Raw genomic sequence first — 1,910 nt, forward strand, 5'->3', positions numbered from 1 at the left:
TTTTCGCACTGCGTCATTCGCATGTGGAAAGCCGCTGTCACAAAGATTCATGCAATGCCGTTAAGCGATTCACGGCAAAGCGCTTTTCAGGATCGGGCTATGTGGAAAAGTTTAACGATTATTTTTTTGTGCGCGGCTTGGCGGCCGTCGCTGATGTGGCGTCGCCGGCCAGTTCTGCAAGCTTCGCCTCGAGCGCCTCGATGCGGGCGGCAAGGCGGGTGTTTTCTTCCCGCGCCTTGGCGGCCATCTCGCGCGCGGCTTCGAACTCTTCGCGCTGCACCACGTCCATCGTGTTGAGAATGCGCTCGGCCTGCCCCTTGAAGGCGGTCTCCACCTCACGGCGCACGCCCTGGGCGGCGCCGGCGGCGTCGGTCATCAGCTTGGCGAATTCATCGAGAATGCGGTTCGGTCCGGTCGACATGGCAAATCCTCGCGCTTGCACAAAATTGACGTAGTGGCGCCGCGCGTCGAATGCAAGCTTGTTGCACCTTGCTGCGGCATCAAGTCGAGTGCGCCCACCTTGCCTTGACCCTGCCAAAACCCTGCCGCATGGTCCGCGCCGAAACACGTTCGCAATCGAGAGTTCCCCGTTGAACGAATATTTCCTGCTGCCGCTGGCCTCCCTGCCCTTCCCCAACATCAACCCGATCCTCATCCAGATCGGGCCGCTGGCGGTGCACTGGTATGGCGTCGGCTATATCGTCGGCATCCTGTTCGCCTGGTGGTATGCCAAGCGGCTCGCCGCCAATGCCAGGCTGTGGCCGAACGGCGTCCTGCCGATGAAGCCGGAGGATCTCGACGATTTCATCGTCTGGGCGGCCATCGGCGTCGTGCTCGGAGGCCGCACCGGCTATGTGCTCTTCTATGATCTGGCGCGCTACATCGCGCACCCGCTCGATATCTTCGCCGTGTGGCAGGGCGGCATGTCGTTCCATGGCGGCCTGCTCGGCGTCATCCTCGCCATGACGCTGTTTTCCATCAAGCGCGGCATCCGCACCTGGTCGCTGTTCGATGTCGTGGCGGCCGGCGTGCCGGTCGGCCTTGGCCTGGTGCGCGTCGCCAACTTCATCAATTCCGAGCTGTGGGGCCGGCCAACCGACGTGCCCTGGGCGTTCGAATTCCCCAATGGCGGGCCGTTTGCCCGTCATCCGAGCCAGCTTTACGAGGCGCTTCTGGAGGGCGTGGTGCTGTTCCTCGTGCTGCGCATCCTCACCCATTCGCGCCTTAAGCTGAAGACGCCGCGCTTCGTCGGCGGCGCCTTCATCTGCGGCTACGGCCTGTCGCGTATCTTCGTCGAGTTCTTCCGCGAACCCGACCAGCAGCTCGGCTATCTCCTCGGCACCAACTGGTTGACCATGGGCATGATCCTGTCGTCGCCGATGGTGTTGGCCGGCATCTGGGCGATGCTGACCGCCAAGCCGGTGGCACAGCCGCAGCCGGCATGACACGGCTGAAGACCCGCATCGTCGACCTGATCGAGGCCCTGGGGCCGCTTCCCGTCAACGAGTACATGGCGCTGTGCCTGTTCGACCCGGCGGACGGCTACTACACGACGCGCGAGCCCTTTGGTGCGGGCGGCGACTTCATCACCGCGCCGGAAATCAGCCAGATGTTCGGCGAACTGGTCGCCGTGTGGCTTTATCAAGCCTGGCTGGCGGGCGGCCGGTCGCGGTCGGCCACCATCGCCGAGATCGGACCCGGCCGCGGCACGCTGATGAAGGACATGCTGCGCACGCTGTCGCGGCTCGATCCTGACCTGGCCAACGGCGCCACCTTCGCCATGATCGAGACAAGCCCGCGCCTGACCGAGGTGCAAAAAAAGACGCTTGGCGTCACACCCTTCGCGGTTGGCTGGCACGAAACCATCGAGACCTTGCCGCAACAATCGCTGTTCATCGTCGGCAACGAAC

Annotated in this window: 3 protein-coding genes; 2 read left to right on the forward strand and 1 reads right to left on the reverse strand. The window is 63.6% G+C overall.

Annotation, left to right across the window (positions count from 1 at the left end; all coding sequences use genetic code 11):
* Window positions 1-118: 118 nt before the first annotated feature.
* Window positions 119-421, reverse strand: coding sequence for an accessory factor UbiK family protein (locus EN969_RS29005; protein ID WP_063168840.1), 303 nt, complete (start codon window positions 419-421; stop codon window positions 119-121).
* A 169-nt stretch (window positions 422-590) separates the two neighbouring features.
* Here EN969_RS29005 and lgt point away from each other — a divergent pair, with 169 nt between their 5' ends.
* Complete coding sequence (gene lgt, locus EN969_RS29010; protein ID WP_027162149.1) at window positions 591-1,445, forward strand: prolipoprotein diacylglyceryl transferase; 855 nt, start codon at window positions 591-593, stop codon at window positions 1,443-1,445.
* The coding region (locus tag EN969_RS29015) for an SAM-dependent methyltransferase (protein WP_206525258.1) at window positions 1,442-1,910 on the forward strand (469 nt) is incomplete at its 3' end. The genes lgt and EN969_RS29015, both read left to right, overlap by 4 nt.

This window comes from Mesorhizobium sp. M7A.F.Ca.CA.003.01.2.1, from assembly GCF_003998945.1.
In the GTDB taxonomy this organism is placed as follows: Bacteria; Pseudomonadota; Alphaproteobacteria; order Rhizobiales; family Rhizobiaceae; genus Mesorhizobium; species Mesorhizobium ciceri.